The organism is Paenibacillus sp. GCM10027626 (assembly GCF_042676285.1).
Taxonomy (GTDB): Bacteria; Bacillota; Bacilli; order Paenibacillales; family Paenibacillaceae; genus Paenibacillus_Z.
Map to the genome: position 1 here is coordinate 80,131 of NZ_JBHTHC010000008.1, position 20,642 is coordinate 100,772.

Annotated in this window: 15 protein-coding genes; 1 reads left to right on the forward strand and 14 read right to left on the reverse strand. The window is 52.1% G+C overall.

Annotated features, from left to right (window positions below; all coding sequences use genetic code 11):
- Positions 1-12 precede the first annotated feature (12 nt).
- Positions 13-474 (reverse strand): CBS domain-containing protein, encoded by a 462-nt coding sequence (locus ACFQ0N_RS16785; RefSeq protein ID WP_379328127.1) that lies wholly within the window; start codon positions 472-474, stop codon positions 13-15.
- A gap of 182 nt (positions 475-656) precedes the next feature.
- Here ACFQ0N_RS16785 and ilvD point away from each other — a divergent pair, with 182 nt between their 5' ends.
- Positions 657-2,342 carry a dihydroxy-acid dehydratase gene (gene ilvD, locus ACFQ0N_RS16790; protein WP_379328129.1) on the forward strand — a complete coding sequence of 562 codons (1,686 nt, stop codon included), beginning with the start codon at positions 657-659 and terminating at the stop codon, positions 2,340-2,342.
- 50 nt (positions 2,343-2,392) lie between these two features.
- On the opposite strand, the gene ACFQ0N_RS16795 is transcribed toward ilvD, so the two are convergent.
- From ACFQ0N_RS16795 to mgtE, 13 genes are all read right to left on the reverse strand, one after another.
- The gene (locus ACFQ0N_RS16795; protein WP_379328131.1) at positions 2,393-3,427 is read right to left on the reverse strand and encodes an NAD(P)/FAD-dependent oxidoreductase; all 1,035 of its coding nucleotides are present in this window, start codon (positions 3,425-3,427) and stop codon (positions 2,393-2,395) included.
- Between the two features lie 239 nt (positions 3,428-3,666).
- On the reverse strand, positions 3,667-4,098 hold the full coding sequence (locus ACFQ0N_RS16800) for a VOC family protein (protein ID WP_379328133.1): 432 nt from the start codon (positions 4,096-4,098) through the stop codon (positions 3,667-3,669).
- An 87-nt stretch (positions 4,099-4,185) separates the two neighbouring features.
- The gene (locus tag ACFQ0N_RS16805; protein ID WP_379328135.1) at positions 4,186-4,713 is read right to left on the reverse strand and encodes a hypothetical protein; all 528 of its coding nucleotides are present in this window, start codon (positions 4,711-4,713) and stop codon (positions 4,186-4,188) included.
- 19 nt (positions 4,714-4,732) lie between these two features.
- Entirely contained in the window at positions 4,733-6,406 is a 1,674-nt protein-coding gene (locus tag ACFQ0N_RS16810) for an ABC1 kinase family protein (protein ID WP_379328137.1), read from the reverse strand.
- 51 nt (positions 6,407-6,457) lie between these two features.
- Positions 6,458-6,763, reverse strand: a complete 306-nt coding sequence (locus ACFQ0N_RS16815) for a phasin family protein (protein ID WP_379328139.1) — start codon at positions 6,761-6,763, stop codon at positions 6,458-6,460.
- 548 nt (positions 6,764-7,311) lie between these two features.
- A complete protein-coding gene (locus tag ACFQ0N_RS16820; protein ID WP_379328141.1) occupies positions 7,312-10,104 on the reverse strand; it encodes a glycosyl hydrolase in 2,793 nt (930 codons plus the stop codon).
- Between the two features lie 19 nt (positions 10,105-10,123).
- Complete coding sequence (locus ACFQ0N_RS16825) at positions 10,124-11,779, reverse strand: glycoside hydrolase family 140 protein (RefSeq protein WP_379328143.1); 1,656 nt, start codon at positions 11,777-11,779, stop codon at positions 10,124-10,126.
- 16 nt (positions 11,780-11,795) lie between these two features.
- On the reverse strand, positions 11,796-12,680 hold the full coding sequence (locus tag ACFQ0N_RS16830; RefSeq protein ID WP_379328145.1) for a carbohydrate ABC transporter permease: 885 nt from the start codon (positions 12,678-12,680) through the stop codon (positions 11,796-11,798).
- A 21-nt stretch (positions 12,681-12,701) separates the two neighbouring features.
- The gene (locus tag ACFQ0N_RS16835) at positions 12,702-13,604 is read right to left on the reverse strand and encodes an ABC transporter permease (protein WP_379328147.1); all 903 of its coding nucleotides are present in this window, start codon (positions 13,602-13,604) and stop codon (positions 12,702-12,704) included.
- Positions 13,605-13,752: 148 nt separating this feature from the next.
- On the reverse strand, positions 13,753-15,429 hold the full coding sequence (locus tag ACFQ0N_RS16840; RefSeq protein ID WP_379328149.1) for an extracellular solute-binding protein: 1,677 nt from the start codon (positions 15,427-15,429) through the stop codon (positions 13,753-13,755).
- A 106-nt stretch (positions 15,430-15,535) separates the two neighbouring features.
- Positions 15,536-17,212 (reverse strand): response regulator transcription factor, encoded by a 1,677-nt coding sequence (locus ACFQ0N_RS16845; protein ID WP_379328151.1) that lies wholly within the window; start codon positions 17,210-17,212, stop codon positions 15,536-15,538.
- A gap of 20 nt (positions 17,213-17,232) precedes the next feature.
- Complete coding sequence (locus tag ACFQ0N_RS16850; protein ID WP_379328153.1) at positions 17,233-18,999, reverse strand: sensor histidine kinase; 1,767 nt, start codon at positions 18,997-18,999, stop codon at positions 17,233-17,235.
- A 270-nt stretch (positions 19,000-19,269) separates the two neighbouring features.
- On the reverse strand, positions 19,270-20,601 hold the full coding sequence (gene mgtE / locus ACFQ0N_RS16855) for a magnesium transporter (RefSeq protein ID WP_379328623.1): 1,332 nt from the start codon (positions 20,599-20,601) through the stop codon (positions 19,270-19,272).
- Between the last annotated feature and the right edge of the window lie 41 nt (positions 20,602-20,642).

Sequence of the window (20,642 nt, forward strand, 5' to 3'; positions counted from 1 at the left end):
ATTGCGACAACATTAATGATAACGATTATCAACATCGTTTAAAATAAAACGAATAAGCTCCTTTGCCTCGATAGAGCCCTGAAGAACCCCGTCATTCTCAACCAGCACAATATTGGATTGTGTTCTTCCCAGCAAAGTGACCACTTCCTCCAATTCGTCATCCATCTGTACAATGATGACCTTTGGATTAATCAGATCGCTTGCTTGGCAAGCAAATAATCGGTCGACTTTAAAATGCAGCGCCTCCTGATCCATCCATACACCCGAAAAATATATAAAATCGCATATGGTATGATGCTTGCCCACCCAGCGTAAAATATCGGCAACGCCAATCATACCGCGGATCTCGTTCCTTTCATTCACGACGGGAATGACATTCATTTGATGTTCGAGCAGCTTGCTCAACACAGCACTTAACGGCTCATCTTCTTTCACTCTAACGACCTGCCTGTTCATAATATCCGCTGCTTGCATTTCCATCCCCTCCTTTTCTTATTTTAAATGATAACGATAACCATTATCAATAACTTCTTTTGATAAAATTCGATTCGTCACCACTTTATAAATTTCTACTTGTTTTAAATATATGTATGCGATATATTACATATTAATAATTCAAACTACTACTGTCAACGACATGAAAGGAGCTTTGCACGATGTCTTCTTCCAAAGATCTTCGTATTCGCAGTAAAGTTATCAGTGAAGGTGTCAATCGCGTCCCTAACCGCGCCATGCTCAGAGCGGTCGGCTTTAAGGATGAGGATTTTAAAAAACCGATGATTGGCGTAGCCAGCACATGGAGCGAGGTAACGCCTTGCAATATGCATATTGATCAATTAGCCGTTCAAGTCAAGCGAGGCGCGGAGCAGCATGGCGGGGCACCGCTCATTTTCAACACGATCACCGTATCCGATGGCATTGCCATGGGACATGAAGGGATGAGCTACTCGCTGCCCAGCCGCGAAATCATCGCCGATTCGATCGAGACGGTAGCTAATGCCGAACGCTTCGACGGCCTTGTCGCTATCGGCGGCTGCGACAAAAATACACCGGCCTGTCTAATGGCGATCGGCAGGCTGAATATTCCTGCGGTGTACGTATATGGCGGCACGATTCAACCCGGCAAGCTGGATGGCCAGGATTTGAACATCGTCTCTGCCTTCGAAGCCGTTGGGCAATATCATGAGGGCATCATCGACGAAAAACAGCTGCACCGCGTGGAATGCCATGCTTGCCCGGGCGCCGGCGCATGCGGCGGCATGTATACGGCCAATACGATGGCTGCTGCTGCAGAAGCGCTGGGCATGACGCTGCCGGGCTCCTCCTCCATCCCGGCGATTTCGCCGGAGAAAGCTGGGGAGTGCGCCGCTGCCGGACAGGCTGTCGTCGAGCTTTTGCGAAAAGAGCTGTATCCGCGCGACATCATGACCTTGAAGGCGTTCGAAAATGCAATAACCGTCGTCATGGCGCTTGGCGGATCGACCAATGCCCTGCTGCATTTGATCGCAATTGCCCATTCCGTGCAGGTCAAGCTTACACTGGACGATTTTGAACGTATTCGGATGCGCGTTCCTCACATCGCCGATTTGAAGCCGAGCGGGAAATATGTGATGCAGGATTTGAACGATGCCGGCGGTGTGCCCGGCGTTATGAAGCTGCTGCTTGAGCATGGATTGCTGCATGGCGATTGCCTCACTGTAACCGGCAAAACGCTTGCTGAAAATTTGCTGTCCTGCCCGCCATTGCAGGAAGGACAGCAGGTCATTATGCCGCTGGAGAAGCCGCTTAAGGAAACAGGACCGCTCGTCGTCCTCAAAGGGAATTTGGCACCCGACGGCGCTGTAGCCAAAATGTCCGGACTAAGCGTGCATCAGTTTTCCGGTCCTGCCCGCGTTTTTGACAGTGAGGAAGAAGCGACTGCGGCCATCACGGGAAATCAAATTCACAAGGGCGATGTTGTTGTCATTCGTTATGTCGGCCCTAAGGGCGGCCCGGGTATGCCCGAGATGCTGTCCGTCACAGCGATGATTACAGGCAAAGGGCTCGGCGGCGAAGTCGCATTAATTACCGATGGCCGTTTTTCCGGAGGCTCTCACGGCTTCGTTATTGGCCATGTCGCACCTGAAGCGCAGGATGGCGGTCCCATCGCCCTTCTGCAGGAAGGCGACCGCATTACCATTGACAGCGATACGCAGCAAATTACGTTTCACGTTTCGCCGGAACAGCTTGAAACGCGGCGCAGAAGCTGGAGCGCACCGCCGCTCAAAGCAACGGCCGGCGTGCTGCGCAAATATTCCCGGCTCGTCTCCTCTGCCTCGACCGGTGCAGTAACGGACGCTTAAAGTCAAAAGGCCGAATCCTGACTCGTATAGTCCTGGATTCGGCCTTTTTATTATTCCGCCACTAACCCTAGCGCTTTATTTTTCTCCTTGAATACTTCATTATGGGAAGAGACAAACGCCACCTCAAACGCTTCGGGATCCATAAACAGCTTGGCGCTGTTGAGCGCCAGCACGCCATCGGTAAAGGCACCGGCAATCAGCCGAACCTTGCTTGTAAAGTTCGCAAAATCGCCTGCGCCAAAAATGCCCGGTATGTTGGTCTCCATCTTCTCACTAACATAAACATTCCATTCGCCCATATTAAAGCCCCAATCGCGGATCGGCCCGTAATCGCTGCGCATGCCATGATTGACAACGACGGCCTCAACCTGCAGGCGCTCCTCTGCCTCCGTCTCCATATGCGCAATGGTCACCTCATTGATCCGCTTGCCGTCCTGGCTGTGCAATGCCCGCAGCCGATATGGCGTACGCACCGTTACCGACGATTCCTTCATGCGGGTCACATTTCGTTCCAAGCCGCCAAAGCTGTCCCGGCGATGAACAACCGTTACGCTGGCAGCGATTGGCTCCAGCTCGTTGGCCCAATCCACCGCCGAATCGCCACCGCCGGAAATCAGCACATGTTTTCCGCGGAAAACTTCAAGCTCCTGTACCGTATAATACAGGTTCGTTACTTCGTAACGATCCGCGCCTTCAATATCGAGCTTCGCCATTTTGCGAATGCCGTAGCCAATTGCCATGATGACCGTTTTGGTATAATGCTTTTCACCGCTGGCGGCTGTTAGCATGATCGTACCGTCCTCCAGCCGCTCGTAGCCGACAACCTGCTGGCCAAGCACGATTGTCGGATCAAATGTTTTCGCCTGCTCAATCAGCTGCTCGACCAGCTTCTCACATCGGATGGGCGTCATGCCGCCCACATCCCAAATGATCTTCTCAGGGTAAGTGAGCAGCTTCCCGCCCAATGCATCATGAGCTTCAATAATTTTGGTCTTCAATTCACGCATGCCGCTATAAAAGGCTGTGTATAAACCTGCGGGTCCTCCACCGATAATCGTTACATCATACAGCTCAATTTTCTCCATCCCTGTCTGCCTCCAATATACCAAGCCGCCGGAATGATCCCGAACACGGCAATGTAAATGATATTAATTCTCATTATCATCAAAGTATAGTGGAAAAGCTGCCCAATAGCAATGGATTTTTTATAACTTTTTATTGGACAAACCGCACAAGTATTTCAAGTGTCTTCCAGGCGGGCTCCATACATAGCAAAACACCCCTTGCACCATAAGGCGCAAGGGGTGTTTTCATTTGTCATGGATTACGACTGCTGCATTCCGCCGTGACCCAGGTTGAATTGCCAATGGATGCCGAACTTATCGACTAAGCTGCCGTAGCATTTGCTCCAGAATGTCTCTTGAAGCTCCATGCCAACTTTGCCGCCCTCTTTCAATTGGTCGAAGGCAGATTGAATCTCCTCTTGATTATCTGTAACAATGGAAAGGCTGACATTATTGCCTACTGTAAAAGGCATGCCGGGAAATACATCCGAAAACATCACATTGCTGCCGCTAATTTGCAGGCGTGTGTGCATGACAAGCGCTTTTGCCTCCTCCGGCAAAGTAAAATCAGGACTTGGAGGTACGTCGCCAAATGTCGTGATATGAGGCTTGTCTGTCTTGAATACTTGCGCATAAAACTCAGCGGCTTCTCGGCAATTCCCATTAAAATTCAGATAAACATCAACTGACATGTCGCTTCACTCCTCAATTTAGGGGTAGCATGTTCTGGCTTTTGTAGTATAGCATAAGCAAGCCGCAAAAAGCAAACATAAGTTCGCTTACGCCTGCAACCTGGCAATGAGCCGCTCTGCAGCATCCCGTAATTGATCATTTTCCGTGCCAATAGCCTTAAAGACAGGCACGGCCTCCAACAGCATTTGATAGCTGTAGTAATAATAGCTGGAGAAGTTCAGCTCATCGTAGCCCGGAGGCTCTTCCTCCGACCACCGCTCCTCGTCGGCCTCTTCATCGCTATCGCTCGGCCACAAACATTCTTCCCGCAGCAGGTCCCTCATATACTCGACATGCAGAGCATTTGCCACATCTTTGCCTACAAAGCTCGATGCTACAGCATCGTACAAGTCCAGCTCCGCCAAACTCACCTCTGGCGGCCGCTTCGTACGCAGCTCCTGCAGCAGGCGCAGCAGTACCCAGGGTGTCACCTGCCACAAAGTGCTCTGATGATCGATAAGCGAGGCGATCTCCGGATAGTTTTGCTGATCCATCAAGACTGGGAGCGCCGTTCCTCTCCCATACGGCGTCGTCATTCTATCCCAAGGGATATCGATACCTCTAGCTGTTTCCATTATTCCCGCCTCCCTTATACTAGAAACGTCCCGATTTCATAATGGCATAAATAAGCCATACAACCAATGCTCCCGCAATGCCCAAACCAACCTTGATCACCGGGAAATTCCACAAATCGGACTCCTGATTGCCGATCGACGATCCTATAATCAATCCGGCCATTATAATGCTAAGCGACAGCAATACAATGCTGAGCGACATTTTGTTGCTGATACGATCCATCTTATGCAAAAAAGCGTTCAATTCCGGGGCCGTAATCTCGACCCGCACCTTGCCGCGCTGCAGCAGCGTGCTCAAGCTTTTGAGACTGAGCGGCACTTGCGTCAGCAAATCCATATAGTCCGGCATCTCTTCCAGCCACTTCCGGCCGATCCGCACAGGATTGAACTGCTCGCGAAACAGCTTGCGGCCATAAGGCTCCGCAATGTCGATAATGCTGAAATTGGGATCAAGCTCCGTGACGACTCCTTCCATCGTCAGCAGCGTTTTCCCGAGCAAAGTAAGCTCGGCCGGCATGCGGATCCGATGGCGGAAGGCGACGGAGAACAGATCATTCACCGCCTCGCCAATGCTTACCTCGCTAAGCGGCACATCGTAATATTTGTCGCGCAGCTCATCCACTTCGGCGCGCAGCGCAGCTTCATCCACATCATCGGGGACGATGCCCATTTTGAATACCGCCCGCAGAATCGTTTTGGAGCTTTGATTGCGCAGACCAATGACGAGCAGGGCAAAATGCTGCTTCATTTCCGAGGATAGCCGCCCAACCATCCCAAAATCCATCAAGCCCAAATCGCCGTTTTCAAGTACCATGACATTGCCTGGATGAGGATCGCCATGAAATAATCCCTCAATCAGCACTTGATGCAAAATGACCGAAGCGAGTTGCTGCGCCAGTGCGGTGCGGTCATAGCCGGCTTCAACCAGCCGTCCATGCTCCGACAATTTGATGCCGGACATAAACTCCATTGTCAGCACTTTGCGAGAGCAATAATCCGGGTAGAGCGCAGGCACTCTGACATGATTCAGCTTGGCGCACTGCGCGGCGAACTTGACGCCGTTGCGCGCCTCTGCCGTGTAGTCAAGCTCCGCCTGCAAGGAGCGGGCCAGTTCCTCCACTATTTCCTGGAGACGGTAATTGCGCGCCCATTCCAGCCGCTTCTCGGCCAGACGGGCCAATTCCGCCAGCATATCAAGATCGGTCTCGATGACTGCAGCTATGCGCGGACGCTGCACCTTGACAGCCACAACGGTCCCATCGTGCAATTGTGCGCGGTGAACCTGGCCGATCGAAGCTGAGGCCATCGGGGTTTGATCGAAGGTAAGGTATAATTGCTCAATCGGAACGCCCAGCTCATCCTCAACGATCTGCTTCACTTCTTCATAGGAAAAGGGCACTACCTGATCCTGCAGATGCTTGAGCTCGGCAATCATATCTGCCGGAAGCAAGTCAGGCCGCGTGCTGGCGATCTGCCCCAACTTTACAAAGGTCGGGCCCAATTCCTCCAATATAAGACGGATCCGTTCGCTAATTGTCTTTTTGTGGATATCCTGCTGTTCATTGCTGCGGAACAGAGGGAGCGCATCCGGCAAGCCGAGCTCATGGACCAGGTAACCGAACCCGTTGCGCATGAGCGCCGTAGCAATTTTGCGGTAACGCTGCAAATGCCGAAATCCTTTTCTTACATTCATCGCCGCCTGCCCCCTCTTCTTGCATAATCCCTATTCCCCAAAATGCAATTTTTAGCTTTTGTCCTGCAGCAGCTCCTCCAGCTTGGCAATTCTTGCTTCGAGCCGCTGCACATCTTCCCTGGTCGCTGCGCCGCTCTCCTTGACGGCGAGCTGCACCTTCTCACGGACAACGGCTTCAATCTTCGATTTCAGCTCATCGCCCTTTTGCACCAGTCCGTTTACTACATCGGACGATTCTGCGCGGCTGACCTCTCCTTTCTTCACTAGCTCCTCTACCATTTTCTCAATTTGCTCCTTGCTTTCCGATACGACGCCAAAGCCAAGCGAAATAGCACGATTGACAAAATCCTTCATCATGATCAGCTCCTTTGTTTAGAGATTAGTTTAGTTTTCCGCATTTTTCAAGTGAAATACATCATCATTCGCTATCCTTTTTCAGGCTTCTGACCGAATGAATCGCAACCCGGATCAAGAGAAGCGCACTGATTAAAATAGCTGCATAACCGTCTCTACCAATTCGACATCTCTGTCGAATTTCCTGTTCTTGCCGCTTAGCTTTCGTCGATTCGCCTTAATCTATCCAGAAACGCCGTCCATGCGCAAAGCGGTTCCATCTTACGGAAGCCACGGACCTTATTTCGTCAATTACCTTCCTTTTTGAAATCTAACGGAAGTGGGCGATCTTAATTCGACGTTTTCTTGCGAAATCGGGCTCATCATCATCAAATAGGGGCTCGCAGTTCCGTTACAATTTCAAATCGGTCGAATTTTCGCAAATAGCGGCTGTGGTATCCGTTAGATTAGGCCACACCTAATTAATCGGCTGACGCCGTCCTCGAAAAAAAAGGCAATCCATACACCGGCTGCAGCGATAGCCGGTATAGGGATTGCCTTCCAAGCAGCCACTATTTAAGCGGTACCCGATAATACGAAATAATCCGGACGGGCCCCAGCAGGCCGAATGGAAAACGGATTGCGCTGTAAGGATCGCGCATTTCGCTATGAAGCGTGTTTGTAACGCGAATTTCCAGCTCATTACTGCCGGGGCGGATCGAATCTGACACGTGGTAACGATAGGGCGGGCATAATTTAACGCCAAGCTCTTTGCCGTTAAGGATCACTTGCACTGTCTCGCCTGCCTCGCCCAAATCCAGCTCCACATGCAGCCCTTCCGTTTCATGCGGAAAATGAAAGTTTTGCCGGTAAGCAGCCGTACCAGAGAAGGAATCGAATATTAGCGGGGCAATTTTGTTCAAATCACCTGCTCCATACAGTCCTGCGACCTCGGTAAACTGCGGGTATTCCTTGGCGGATGCCTTCGCTATTCGCCATGGAGCGTCAAGCGCCACCGGCGCTAATGCCGGTCCCTCTACTGTAAATATAGCAGGCTCTGTACGATCCGACCATTGCACCTCATACTGTCCCGGCTCCGCGGCGAGCCCTTGAACGGGCTGCGACAGATCAACAGCCAGCAGTTCAGGAAAGGTGGCCGCTTCAATATAAGCGCCCGCACCGGCCCTTTCCTCATGAACAACGATAAACAGCGATTGATAAGGCGCAAGACGAAGCTTTACATGGACCGCCCCTTCCTCCGAGCGATACATCGCCGCAGGCCGGATCGAGCCGTCGAGCGGCTGCCACAATTCCGGCGCACCATCGCACCGCAAGGTCACCCAGCCGTCGAACGTATCCTCCAGATGCTCATTATTTATGAAAAACGCCGTCAATCCTTTGTGCTCGACCGCATAGTATTGCAGCAGCGGAAACCGGCTCGGGCCTTCCGTTACGGCCAAATCCCAATGCCCCATCGCCCGCAGCCAATCTGCCGCCGCGGAAAGCTGGCAGACGGTGGCATTAGCCAGCCCGCTGCCCCATATGCGCTGCACCCATTCGCACGCCTTGTTGTGTTCGCCGCCGGTATCACCGGATGGCAGCTTATCCAGCACAATAACCGATACGCCGGCGAGAACCAGCTCATGCAGCTTGGCCAGCACAGCAACTGGCAGCAGCTTTACCGCTGGCACGACAATCGCCTCCAGTTCAAGCTGCCGGATACGCGCCGTCCCATGGCGATCGGGAGCAGCCTCGGCATGCAGCAGCTCATCGTAAGGGATAAACTCAAAATCGATTTGCCCCTGCAGCAGTTGGCGCGCCGCCGCATCCAGCGGCATGACGCTCGCGGTTCCGCCGGCCCATTCCGATTCGGCATGATACAGCAGCCCGACACGCGCCTTATGCCTTCCTCCTTGCAGCATGAGTGTGGAGCGATTAACATAATCCGACCATGCGCGCCAGAAGCGCCACTGCGGATTATGGCCTTGCGCATAAAAATGCGGCGGGCAATCTCGGTCAGGGAACAGCGGATCGAAAGCATGCGGCACAAAATAATCCGTCCCGCGCACAATTTGCCAATCGGACAGCCACTTCATCCAGCGCAAGCCCAAGCACCAGCCATAAGCGCCGAAGTTTTCGCACATGGTACGGCTTTCGGGGTTATAAAGATTGGTAGCCGAATCGGCCAGCTTGGCCATTGTCCAGTAGAAGAAACCGGCATTCCACTGCTTCCACGGCCCCCAGTCAAAGAAGCCCTCCGTCTGCCCGCCGGGAATAACCTGGGCGACAAGGTCGTAGCCCCCCATATCAAAATGCTGCAACGCCCGGAAGAAATGTCCCGGCCCGTAGCCATGATGGGCATGCGCCCCGTTGTCTTCAACAATGTGGCCGATAAACTGGACGCCATGATCATGACACCACTTCTGGATTCGGCCAAAGAAATTGGCGGCAAACAAGGTCGTCAGCACATCCATATAGTCATGGCGCACTTTCTCCGTATCTTCACCGAGCTGATGCCATAGGGCGGGCAGTTTCCGCTTCAAGCTATACCCTTTTTGCTCCTCGAAGAGCTGCAGCATCCGTGCCGTCCACGGCAAAGAAGGCACTGTCTCCCCGAACAACAGGTCATAGGAGGCGTAATTTTCAAAGCCGGTCTCGTCGCCGAAGAAGCCTTTGATGACGCCGCCAAATTCATCGCCAAAGCGGCGGTAGGTTTCTTCATAAGTGATTTCAATGAAAGCATCGGTCACTTCCGGGCGCAATAAATCGACGAATATTTCATGCGAGCGGCCTGAGAAGGAAGGGACGGCCGCATAATGCATAATGCGCCACTGCCCCTGTGCGGCTCCGGTTATCCGCAGCGTCTTCCCCTCTGCCGGATCCGCCGTCAAATCGAGCATCTGCGCTTCATGCAGCGTGCCATCCTCCTTTATTTTACAGGCTAAGATCGCAATCGTCGTATCGCCTTCAAGCACTAACCCTTCCAAAGGAATCGTCACTTCGCCATCGGCGCAGCAGACATCGATCCGCCGTTCAACGAGCACATGCTGACGGTAATCGGCATTGGCCGCAAGCACCCGCCCGCCGGCGATGCCCGACGGGAAAAACTCCTCGTCGAATATCCAGACCTCCATGCCGCGCCGTTTTGCCTCCGCGATCGATACTTGGAGATCGTCCCACCATTGTTTGCCAAGATAGTCGCGATGCGGCCGGGATTCGATCACAAAGCCACCGCAGCCCATTTCATCCATCCGGGCAATCTCTTCGAGAATGAGCGACTGCTCCTCGCCATGGTACCATAAGAGCGGCGCAATGCTGCGCGGCGGCTCCTTCGAGGAAAAAGCCGCTTTTAACGTGTTGTACATGACTGACTACACTCCTTTTTTAGCTCCCGCTTGCTGTCCGTTCAAGCACCAGCACCCAATCCTGAAACGCCGGCGTGCTGCCGGAGCGCCATTTGCCCTCTTCATTGGCAGCCGCTTGACCGAGATCGTATCTCCTGCCTGTAATCGGATCATAATAATAGGCCGTATAGGTTATATCCGGCTCCATATGATGAATGATCACGCCGCCCCACAGCAGCCCCTCCAAAAATGGGAGAAAAATGACGCGCGACTCACCGGGAATGCCAGCTGCATATGGAGCGATGATGCGCTCTTCGTCCGCGTGATTGCCCAGCCATTCCGGATGCGGCTCGAACCGCCACCACTCCAGACGCTCCAGCAGCTTTTTGCCAAGGCCGACATGCAATGAGCCAAGCAGTTGACTGGCCTCGCGCCAGGACGTATCCCCCCAGCTTTTTCCGTAGGGCGACTTGCCATACGGCTCATCGAGGCCATTAATCTGCCAAATGCCGTTTGCCCCATAAGAATGGCCGCAGGCGCCGCTCAGCACGCAGGACCAGAACAGAAAGCGCTGTACGTCATGGTAGCTGCTGCCGCCGATTCCTTCATAGCAAACCTCGGAGTTAATGACCGGCAGACGCGGCTCCCTCGCCACAGTCTCCCTGATCATACGTACCGTATCCGGGATGCTGGTAAAGCTGCTGTGTCCGGTTTGCAGCATATTCAGATCAAGCAGTGCGCTGTCGTCCACCATCTCATGGCCGTACTTCGTCGGATGAATCGTCAACAGCCGGCCGTAAGGATCCTCCCGGGCGATCATGCGGGCGATTTCCGTCCAACTGCTGCGGGCGGCAGCTTCAAAGCGCGCCATTTCATCCGGCTTGCCGACAGCAGGGTTGTTGTAGAAGGGCATAATTGCTTCACCGGCCACGCACCATACGATCGGGAGTGCGCCGTAACGGGCCAGCAAGTAACGCCAGTGCCGCTTGATGACCTCCTCTCCGGCGATCCCGAGATGAAAGCCCCAGCAGCCTACCAGACATGGCAGCAGTCCGCAATCGGCTAAAGCAAACATTTTTTCATCCATTTTATGGAAATAGCTTGGATTTATGCTCGTATAGTCCTTATCCCACGGAAAACCGGCTTCATTCGCTCCGCGCTCATCGAACGGCTCCATATCCGGATATAAACCGGCTACGATTTGGATGACCGAAAACCCTTTGTCAACCCGATCCGCTGCCAGCTCCATAAAATGATCCGGCCAGCTTAAGCGCTTCGTCAGTCCCATCCACCACGTATCGGCCAGCCAAAAAAACGGTGTCCCGTCGGCATGCTCCATATAACGGCTGTCAGCGCTTTTACGTATGGCGCCGTGGCGGTACAACGGATTATCCCCTTCGTATGGTGCAATTTCGATCTCTCCCGTGCGGTGATGCAAGACACTGTTTTCTTCGTCCGAGCACACTGTTTCATAGCGGTAGCGCCCGGCCTCAGCGGATGAAAATCGTATTTTCCAGACATTTCCGCCATCCCAGAAGCCAGGGTAGAGCCGTTCTTGCCCCTCCCCGCTCACCTTCATCGCCAATTGCACATCATGGAACGGATCGGCGTAGCTTTTTTCAGATTGGAATTGCAGCTCGATAACCCGGTTTTGCACCCCTTGCGCATTTCCGTCACGGCCGGCTTCTGCCTTCATGTTCTCCACCTCATCTCTATTCCTTCACGCTGCCAAGCACAATCCCTTTCACGAAGAAACGCTGCAAAAACGGATAGACCAGCAAAATGGGCAAAGTGCCCAAAAAGATTTGCGCCGATTTGGCCGTACGGTCGGACACCTCGGTCAATGTCTTCAAATCAGTCGTCGATACGACAGAAATATCCCTTTGAATAACAACCGTTTGCAAATAGCTTTGCAGCGGGTAATGATCCGGCGAATTCATCAAAATAAGCCCATCAAACCAGCTGTTCCAATGCCCTACCATCGCGAACAGAAGAATCGTCGCCAGCGCCGGCATAGAAAGCGGCACATAAATCCTCCACATCGTCGTCCAATGACCGGCTCCGTCAATAAATGCCGATTCCGCCAGTTCCTTCGGCAAGCCTCTAAAGAAGTTCAGCAGCAGGATAATATTGAATACCGGCACTGCACCAGGAATGATCATCGCCCAGATTGTATCAAGCAGCCCTGTAGCCTGAATGGTCAGATACCAGGGAACCAGACCGCCGCTGAACAAAATGGTAATGACAAAAATCCAGACATAAAATCCGCGCCAGCGAAAGCTGCGCGAATCGCGCGATAGCGGATAGGCCAGCATGATCGTAAGCAGCATGTTGATCCCCGTGCCGAGCGCGACACGCTCCAATGTAATGGCAAACGAACGCAAAAACTCCGGCTTTTTCAACACAAATTCATAGGAGCTTGTCGTAAAATCGACCGGCCAGAACGTAACGAGCCCGGCCGTAGCTGCACCGCTTGAGCTGAAGGAGACCGCCAAAACATGGACGATCGGGAAGAAACAAAGCGCTGCGAGCAATATTAGAAACGTATAGTTGCATGCGATAAAAATTCGTCTGCCTGCACTTAGTTGTTGGACCATGGTTCCTCCCCCCTTCCCTTGTTAGAAAATGCGATAATTGGCTAACCGATAAGCCAGCAAATAGGAAACAGATATAAACAGCAGTGAAACGAGCGATTTGAACAAGCCCACCGCTGTCGCCACCCCGTATTGGTAATCGATCATCCCGATCCGATAGACGAACGTATCGATAATATCGCCGCTCTCATACACTTGCGCACTGTACAGATTAAATACCTGGTCAAACCCGGCATTGAGCACATTGCCAAGGCTCAGCGTCATCATAAGAATAACAATCGGCAGCATTCCGGGCAGCGTAATATGCCAAGTCTGGCGCCAGCGGTTAGCTCCGTCCATGATGGCGGCTTCATACAGCGCCGGATTGATACTCGTCAGCGCCGCTAAATAAATAATGGTGCCGAATCCGAATTCCTTCCAAATATCCGAAATGACCAGCACATACGGAAACCATGCGTTATCTCCCAAAAAATAAATGGCATCAATGCCAAACAGGCCGAGAAATTGATTGACGATCCCTTTCAAGGATAAAATATCGATCAAAATACCGCCGAGAATAATCCAGGACAAAAAATGGGGCAAATAGATCAGCGTCTGCACACCGCGCTTGATCCAATGCTTGGCAACCTCATTGAGCAGCAGCGCCACTGTAATGGGAACGAACAAGCCTGCCGCAATTTTCATCGAGGCAATATAAACGGTATTCCAGATCACGTGGGGAACGTCGGGCAGACTGGCCACATATTCAAAATTTCCCAAGCCTGCCCATTCGGATTTGAAAAAACCAAGCGCCGGCATAAATTTCTGGAACGCGATTACTATCCCCAGCATCGGGCCATAGCTGTAAATTAAAACAAGCACCAGGCCGGGCAGCACCATCAAGTGCAGCGGAAGCTCGCCTGATCCTGACCATTTCCATTTCGCCATCTTTCCCGTCTCCCTTCTGCAATAATCAAGAAGAAACGGCTGACGCCGTCCTTGTGCTAAGGTGAAACTTATACTTTCTTATATTTCAAGAAAAGGAAAAGGGCGACGTATTGACTGAGCGCCCTTCTCCCTTGAACATTAAAGCCGCTTATTTGGAACTAGCCCATTCATTCACTTCATTTGTCCAGTCGTCTCCGCCAAGCCGTTTCCAATCCTCCACAAATTTATCGAAGTTCTCAATTTTGTCGCCCATAATGATTTTCGTGAACGTTTCGATCTCCATCTTCGACAGGGTAGAGCCTTTCTCAACCGCCGTCTTCGTTGGCGCCCCGTAGAACTCATCCATCATCGCCAGGTTTTGCTCGGCATACTTGTCATTGAGATCCAGTCCGGCACCCTTGGTGAAAATGCGTTCATACGCCCAGAAGCTTTTGTCGCCGGCACGGTATTTTTTAATCATTTCATAGTTGCTCTTCTCATCCGGGCTGAGCTTTGAGGTGTCATCCGTCTTCAGCGCCTCATCGATCCGGTCCGCAATACCCGGGACGGAAGGGAACAGCTGGAATGGCGCATATTTGAATTTCTCCACACCGTCGACATTGAAATATTTGGTAGGTTCCGCCGTCTTGCCATATCCTTTTTCCGGGAACATATTGAGCAGCTTTAGCAGCGCTTCCGGATTTTTCGCGTTCTTGTTTACCGCATAATAGTCGCTGATCGAGAGATGAATTTGCGGACGGGCCGGCTGATCATCGATCGAAACGATAGGGAAAGCTTGCCAGTCGGCATTCGGGTCATTGTCGATATTGGCCTGAATCGGCCAGATCGGTGTCCACAGCGGGCCGTAATACATGCCTGCCTTGCCGGCCGTGGCCATCTCGGCAGCTTTGCCGCCGTCCTTAACGCCGAACTCGCGGTCGATTTCGCCCGCTTTATACATTTCCTGCAGCTTGAGCAGCGCCTCGCGCGTCTCCGGCTGAATGGAGCCGTACACCAGCTTGCCGGAGGCATCCTTGATCCATGAGCCAGGATAAGCGTGGAAGCCATTGAAAAACCCGTCCAGACCGGCAAAGGAGCCCATCATGTTTTTATGAATAACTAGTCCGATTGAATCCGCCTTGCCATTACCGTCCGGATCGTTCTTCGTGAACGCTTCGGAAATTTTGAATACATCCTCCATCGTCTTCGGCTCCGGCAGGTTCAGCTTTTTCAGCCAGTCGGTCCGCACCCACAGCAGCGGGGCTTCCGATATGGCTGTAACCGAACCGGGGATAGCCATCAGCTTGCCATTGAAGGTCGCCGACTGCAGCACGCCCGGACCATTCGCATTCAAGGCATCCTTGGTAAAAGGTGCGGCAAACTTCTCGTAAATTTCCGTCAGATCCATCACCTTGCCGGCATCTACGAGCTGTTTCAGCTGGGTAGCGTCCACCGGAATAAAATCAGGCAGGTCGCCGGACATGATCGTCATATTCATCTTTTGCGCGCCTTGGCCGCCCGTATTGTTGACGACCCACATATTTTTCACTTTGACGCCCAACTCGTCCATATACAATTTGGTCCACACATTGTCATCGATCGTCTCGCCCTCGGCAAATTTGAGCGTATCGTTGACAATCCGCACAGTGGAAACTTCAATCGGCGGATCATATTTGCCGAACGGATCGGCTGGAACATCAGCAGTCCCTTCGGTCTTGTCTCCTTCCTGCTGCGCCGGCGGGGGCGTTCCTTTATTGTCAGTGGTCGAGCCGGAACTGCAGGCAGATGCAGTGAGCATAACAGCCATTAAGGCATTGATAAGCATTAATTTCCTTTTCATATTCATCTTTATGCAACCTCCCTTTTACGTTTCGAATGCGCTTACATGTTGATTATAGAAGGCTGACGCCTTGATGGTATAGCATAACTATTGTAGATTCCTTGCCCGATTTTTACTTTTTTGCCTCGTCGCGATACTCTTGCGGCGTTACTCCGCACTCCCGCTTGAACAGGCGGGCAAAATAAGCCGGCGAGTCAAAGCCAACCGCATGCGCAATCTCATGCACCTTCATAAAAGTTTGCGTCAGCAGCTTTTTGGCTGTCCCCATTCTTGCCGCAACGATATATTCCGTCAGTCCGCCTCCTGTAATTTGCTTATATAATCTCGATAAATAATAAGGATTTAGGTAAACCAGCTCCGACAGCGTCGTCAGCGACAAATCGCCATCCAGATTGTTATCGATATACTGGTGAATTTTTGTCACGACCTGATTGGTCCGTTCATTTTGCTCGTTTCTCTGCAGGGCAAAAAACTGCCCGGCGGCTTGCCGCAAATATTCAATCGCTTCAGCCGGAGATGAATAGCCTCTCGCATTCGACAGCCGCTCCAGATCGAGCGCCGGCTGCTTGCCCCGATTGCCCAGCCGGTTGAACTGCCTAATAATTTGTGCAGCCAGCGCATAATAAGCTTCCAAATACAAGCTGGCCTTATATCCTGTCGCTTCCAGCTGCTGCTGCAGCTGATCGAACAATTGCATGAAAGCCTCCTGCTGGCCGCCTTCAATTAACCGTTCGGCATCATCAAGCGTGTTGAGCCGGAGCAGACATTTCTCCTCCTCATCTGCTGCCTGACTGGCCGCCCTGTTCGCAGCGAGCAGGGCATCCGCCCCTGTAATCAGCATCTCCTGACTATAGCCGAGCCCAATGCCCAGCACCTGCCGCAGATCCGTACAGCCCTTGGGCAGCTCCTTCCAATCTGCCGGCATCGTGCCTGCGGCCAGCGAGACCGGCAGCCGCAGCAGCTGCTTGCTGGCCGATTGCACCGATTCCAGCAGCCCATGCACATATTTCGCCGTTTTCATCCAGGCTGACGAAGCGGGCTCTTTATAGTCAAACCCACCCTCTCTCACGGCTTGCGGCTGAACGAGCCAAATAAAGCGCCCGAGATCAAGCACCACCGGCTGAATCGTACAGGCAGCCATCACTTCGTCGGCAATATTATGCAGGGCATACAGCAGCAGCATTTTATCCGATACGTGCAGCTCTCCCTCCCACTGATCGACTCTGCCAATGATCGGCAGCACCGGGTGCTCGGCAGAAAGCGGAATATGCAAATCAGCAAAGCGCTGACTCAGCGTTTCGCGCGTCCAGTGCACCCCTTCGCATATGCCGAGCAAATATTCGCGCTGCAAAGTCGGAATCGCCCGGTCAAGCTGCCGCTTCGCTTTTTCAAGCGCATGATGATTGTATTTTTCCCATGAAATCGCCGCTATCGCTTTTTCTACGCTTGCGATAATCCGCTCATCATCCTCGGTTTTCAATACATAATCGACACTTTTATTGCGCATCGCCGTTTGAATATATTCAAAATTGCTGAAGCCTGTAAGAAACACTACCTTGCAATCCGGCCAGTGGGCGAGAATCGTCTCATGCATCTCCAGCCCACTCATCCCGGGCATGCGAATATCGGTCAGCACAATATCAAATTTGCTGCGCGCCAGCCAGTCCAGTGCATCATCCGCAGAGTAGGCATGATAGACGTCCAGCTCCAGATGCTCGCAATCCTCAAACAATTCGACTAAACCATTGACGATTACCGGCTCGTCATCTACGATCAATAATCGATACATCGATTTTCCCTCCCAGTAAACTATTGTATCGGGATAACCAGCTGCGCCTTCAAACCGCCAAGCTCACTGCGCGACAGCTGTAAGCCGCCCCTGTCGCCGAACTTGATCCGCAGCCTGCGGTGGACATTATACATGCCTGTGCTTTCCGGCGGCTCCTCCTGACTGTGCACCATGCGCTGCAGCTGCTGAAGCAAGCTGTCGGTCAGTTCCTCGCCGTTATCCTCGACCGCAATCAGGGCCAAACCGCCCGCAAGCTCAAAATGAATCCGGATAAGTCCTGCTTTTTTCTTGTTTTCCAAGCCGTAATGGTAAGCATTTTCAATCAAAGGCTGCAGCACTAGCCTTGGCACTTTGAGCTGCTGCAGTTCCTGATCCATTTCCCCAAACTGCACCTGTACCCGGTGAGCGAAACGGACACTCTGAATTTCGACATAGGTGCGGGCAAAGTCGGCCTCCGTTGCCAGCGGTATCTCCTGCTGGCCGTCACGCGTTATGAACTGAAAATAGTCGCCAAGGTGGCGGGAAAAGCGGATAACGCCCTGGAGATCGTCCGATTTGGCCATGCGATAGATGCTGAATAAACTATTGTACAAGAAATGAGGATTAATTTGCGACTGCAGCTGCCTCAGCTCGGCAAGCTGCGCGCGGTACTTCTGCTCGTACACTTCATGAATCAAAACCTTCAGCTGTTCCACCATAGCATTATACTGCACGAACAGGTAAGCAAATTCATCCTTGAAGCGATAGCGTTCCACAAGCGCCAGATTGCCCATCTCAACCTTTTTGAACGCTCTTACCAGCGTTTTGAGCGGCCGGTGAATAAAACGGTAAATAAGCGATGAAAAGAAAACAATGACGACTAACGAAACGAAAGAGAGCAGCCAAAACCAGCGCTTGTATTGATCCAATGGCCCAAGCACAACATGTTCCGGCAAATAAGTAAACAGCGTTGCGCCGATCTTCGCCGATCGCTCCATCGTCATCAAATATTCCTGACCGGACAGCCGTATGGAACGGATTCCTTCCGTGACGGCCGCATCCTCCTTCATCATCATGCGGTCCAGCGCCGCCTTCACTTCATCGGCCTCTGTATTTGACAGCTCATCGCTGCGTATCGACCACTGCTCCCCGTCGCCTATCAGCACAGCCCCTCCTTGCGGATTGCCGGCAATCTGCTGCAGCATGCTGCGAATCTCCGCAGTATTGATTTCAAGCGCGATGAGAAAAAGCGGCTGCGAACCTTCCGAGAGGAGCGCCGGCTCCGGGAAAGGGACCGTCGTATACATTTTGCCATCATACATAATAAAAGGAGCTTCATGCCGGTTGACCGACACAGCAAGCGCGGAAAAATCCTGTTGATCCATTTCTGTTATTAATTGATTGCTGGATATCGTGCGGTCAATAGCCGGAATAAGCAGGCTTGCATTGCTGACGTACGGGCTGGAATCCCGCAGCAGCACCAGTCTTCGCTGCAAGCGCAAAATCGCCTGCATCCGTTCGATATCATTCAAAGAATCGGCGGCTACGGCCAGCTTGCCCAGATCGTCATCATTCACATACTCCTGCTGCAGCTTAATAATCCGGGCAAATTCCAGCTCCAGAGCATTCATGTAAAACTGCACGCTCGACATCGTCGACTTGGAGATTTCGTTACGCACCGTATCTGAACTGGAATTGTTCATGCTCATGCTTAATGCATAGAGCGGCGCGACGGCCATTAGCAACGTAAGAACCAGCTTCGTGTAAATTGAAAATGTCAAATTAGCAGCAGCGACATTCACATTCATAGCCCTGTATCCCCTTTTACTTCAAATGTGCAGCGCCAAATCGCCAGCATAACAAAATTCGACATCTTCTTTCTTCATCCTTTCTTATAACAGCAAAAAGACGAGCCACCTGAGATGGCGGCAGTGCTCTGCACACCATACTCGTGACTCGCCTATTGCTTTAGCGCCTGACGATCAGTTCCCAGCTTCAGAAAAACTTTCGCCTGGACAACTGGAATGATTTTCACCAAGGAAAATTAATTTACCTAATGCAACATTTGATTCTGCCAATTAACTTAGATGAAGAATAATTTTCGCGATCGTAAAATAAATAATCAGCCCCGTACCGTCAACAAGCGTCGTAATAAACGGGCCGGAAACGACTGCCGGGTCCGCTTTAAGCTTATGCAGCACGAGCGGCAAAATTGCTCCGACAAACGAAGCCCAAATGACGATCGTCATCGCTGTTATGCCGACAACGAGGCCGATATTCGGCTCTACGCCCAGCATCCAAGCTCTTGCATAAGCAATGATTGAAATCGACGCCCCAGTCATCAGCCCTGTCGCAACTTCGCGGCGAATAACCTTAAAAATGTCGCGGAATTGGACTTCGCCAATCGCCAGTGCACGTACCAGCATGGAAACGGTCTGTGTGCCGGTATTCCCGCCCGTTCCGATCAGAAGCGGTATAAAGAAGGCCAGTGAAATGACCTCTGACAAAGTGTCCTCATAATGGCGAAGTACCGTTCCTGTATAAGCCTCAGCCACAAATAAAATAAGCAGCCATACGATCCGTTTGCGATACAGCTGAAAAATGGACGATTTAAAATAAGTGTCCGTCAGCGGCTGGCTGCCCCCGAGCTTTTGAATATCCTCGGTCGCTTCCTCATGGATAACGTCAATAAGGTCATCAACGGAAATAACGCCGACGAGCCGATTGTGATCGTCGATGACGGGCAATGCCACCAGGTCATATCGGGAGAGCAGTACCGCTACTTCCTCCTGCTCCATCAATGCCGGAACGGAAATGACTTCCCCGCTCAGCAGTTCCGAGAGCCGCGCATTCGGTTCAGCGAGAATGATTTGCCGCAGCGACACGGCTCCGATAAGTTCTCCTTTCGTGTCGATGACATACACATAGGATGTGATTTCAGCAGCCCGCCCCACCTTGCGGATATGACGCAGCGTTCGTTCAATCGTCCAGGAGCTTTGGGCGGCGATATAGTCGGCAGTAGCCAAGCTCCCGGCCGTATCCTCCGGGTACGTCATCAGCTTTTGCACGGTACGCCGGTAATCTTCAGGCAAAATATCAAGCAATTGGTCGGCCTGGTAACGATGAATGGCCAGCATCATATCTGCAACGACGTCACTGGCCATGCCGCTCAGCAGTTGAACCCTCATCTCCCGCTCCAGACGGTTCAAAATCCGGTATTGCAGCAGCGGCTCAAAATATTCAAGCATTTCGGCAGCATTGACAGTCGGCAATATACGAACGAGTCTCAACTGTTCGCTGCTGCTTAACTGCTCGGCGGCTTCTGCAAGGTCGTACGGCCTGTATGATTCGCAAAAAGCAACGATCGCCGCATCGTCATCGCTCTGCAGCAGCTGCTTCAACTCTTCGATCTCAATCATACCGGCTCACTCCTCACTTGCGGGATTCAATA

What these genes read in the sequence shown, in the direction of transcription:
- ACFQ0N_RS16785 (WP_379328127.1), bottom strand. Translation starts at nt 474, where the DNA reads ATGCAAGCAGCGGATATTATGAACAGGCAGGTCGTTAGAGTGAAAGAA.
- ACFQ0N_RS16805 (WP_379328135.1), bottom strand. Translation starts at nt 4,713, where the DNA reads ATGGAAACAGCTAGAGGTATCGATATCCCTTGGGATAGAATGACGACG.
- ACFQ0N_RS16840 (WP_379328149.1), bottom strand. Translation starts at nt 15,429, where the DNA reads ATGAATATGAAAAGGAAATTAATGCTTATCAATGCCTTAATGGCTGTT.
- ACFQ0N_RS16845 (WP_379328151.1), bottom strand. Translation starts at nt 17,212, where the DNA reads ATGTATCGATTATTGATCGTAGATGACGAGCCGGTAATCGTCAATGGT.
- ACFQ0N_RS16810 (WP_379328137.1), bottom strand. Translation starts at nt 6,406, where the DNA reads ATGAATGTAAGAAAAGGATTTCGGCATTTGCAGCGTTACCGCAAAATT.
- ilvD (WP_379328129.1), top strand. Translation starts at nt 657, where the DNA reads ATGTCTTCTTCCAAAGATCTTCGTATTCGCAGTAAAGTTATCAGTGAA.
- ACFQ0N_RS16800 (WP_379328133.1), bottom strand. Translation starts at nt 4,098, where the DNA reads ATGTCAGTTGATGTTTATCTGAATTTTAATGGGAATTGCCGAGAAGCC.
- ACFQ0N_RS16820 (WP_379328141.1), bottom strand. Translation starts at nt 10,104, where the DNA reads ATGTACAACACGTTAAAAGCGGCTTTTTCCTCGAAGGAGCCGCCGCGC.
- ACFQ0N_RS16830 (WP_379328145.1), bottom strand. Translation starts at nt 12,680, where the DNA reads ATGGTCCAACAACTAAGTGCAGGCAGACGAATTTTTATCGCATGCAAC.
- ACFQ0N_RS16815 (WP_379328139.1), bottom strand. Translation starts at nt 6,763, where the DNA reads ATGATGAAGGATTTTGTCAATCGTGCTATTTCGCTTGGCTTTGGCGTC.
- ACFQ0N_RS16795 (WP_379328131.1), bottom strand. Translation starts at nt 3,427, where the DNA reads ATGGAGAAAATTGAGCTGTATGATGTAACGATTATCGGTGGAGGACCC.
- ACFQ0N_RS16825 (WP_379328143.1), bottom strand. Translation starts at nt 11,779, where the DNA reads ATGAAGGCAGAAGCCGGCCGTGACGGAAATGCGCAAGGGGTGCAAAAC.
- ACFQ0N_RS16835 (WP_379328147.1), bottom strand. Translation starts at nt 13,604, where the DNA reads ATGGCGAAATGGAAATGGTCAGGATCAGGCGAGCTTCCGCTGCACTTG.
- ACFQ0N_RS16850 (WP_379328153.1), bottom strand. Translation starts at nt 18,999, where the DNA reads ATGAATGTGAATGTCGCTGCTGCTAATTTGACATTTTCAATTTACACG.